Source organism: Mycoplana rhizolycopersici (genome assembly GCF_013378445.1).
Classification (GTDB): Bacteria; Pseudomonadota; Alphaproteobacteria; order Rhizobiales; family Rhizobiaceae; genus Mycoplana; species Mycoplana rhizolycopersici.
Map to the genome: position 1 here is coordinate 1 of NZ_JABXYK010000042.1, position 1337 is coordinate 1337.

General features: G+C 59.7%; 1 protein-coding gene. It reads left to right on the forward strand.

All coding sequences use genetic code 11. The annotated features are described in order from the left end of the window. Positions 1–99: 99 nt before the first annotated feature. Positions 100–1296, forward strand: coding sequence for an IS256 family transposase (locus HV823_RS26295; RefSeq protein ID WP_176952617.1), 1197 nt, complete (start codon positions 100–102; stop codon positions 1294–1296). Positions 1297–1337 lie beyond the last annotated feature (41 nt).

Genomic DNA, 1337 nt, shown 5'->3' on the forward strand with positions numbered 1-1337 from the left:
GATGACGTCCCGAGAGGTGGTGTATCAGGCTAGCGGTGGTCATCGGCTTTTTCCGGTAGGGTTGGGTTGTTCAAGCACAACCTGATGGAAAGACCACCGATGACCAATGACATGATGGACCTGCGCTCGCTTGTTGAGAAGAGCGCTGACGCAGATTTGCTGCGCGAGATGATTGGCTTTGCCGCCGAGAAATTGATGGAGCTGGAGGTTGGCGCGAAGACCGGTGCGGCGTACGGCGAGAAGAATGACTTTCGACTTGCTCAGCGTAATGGCTATCGCGATCGCGACTGGGAGACCCGAGCTGGCACTGTCGAGCTGCGCATTCCCAAGCTTCGCACCGGCAGTTACTTTCCGAGCTTTCTGGAACCGCGCCGCATGGCCGAAAAGGCTCTGACCGCGGTGATCCAGGAGGCTTACATCCAGGGCGTCTCGACCCGTTCTGTGGACGATCTGGTCAAGGCGATGGGCATGAGCGGCATCTCCAAGAGCCAGGTCTCCCGGCTGTGTGAGGAGATCGACGGAAAGGTCAAAGCCTTTCTCAGCCGTCCGATAGAGGGAGACTGGCCGTATCTGTGGATCGATGCCACCTATCTCAAGGTCCGTCGCGGCGGCCGTATCGTCTCGGTTGCCGTCATCATCGCTGTGGGCGTCAACACTGACGGTCGTCGCGAGGTCCTCGGCATGGAAATCGGCACCTCAGAGGCAGAGCCGATCTGGACGGAGTTCCTGCGCACGCTCACCCGGCGCGGTCTGCGCGGTGTCAAACTCGTTGTCTCCGACGCTCACGAGGGCATCAAAGCGGCCGTCTCCAAGGTCCTTTCCGCCACCTGGCAAAGATGCCGGGTTCACTTCATGCGGAATGCACTGGCTCATGCCGGCAAGAGCGGCCGACGCGTGGTCTCGGCCTTCATAGCAACGGCCTTTGCCCAGGACACCCCGGAAGCCGCCAGCCAACAGTGGCGCAACGTCGCCGATCAGATCAGGCCGAAAGTGCCGAAACTCGCTGGCCTCATGGACAGCGCCGAGCAGGATGTGCTCGCCTACATGACCTTTCCCAAGCAGCACTGGACCAAGCTGCACAGCACGAACCCAATTGAGCGCCTCAATGGAGAAATCAAGCGAAGGACTGAAGTCGTCGGTATCTTTCCCAACGACGATGCCATTGTCAGGCTCGTCGGCGCTCTGCTGCTGGAGCAAAATGACGAGTGGGCTGTTCAGCGCTCGCGCTACATGACACTTGAGACGATCGCCACAATGAGTGATGATCAGCTCATCAACTTGCCTGCTGCAAGTTGACCCGTTCCCGGCCCTGTCCGGAAAGCTCGAGGATCGCCCGA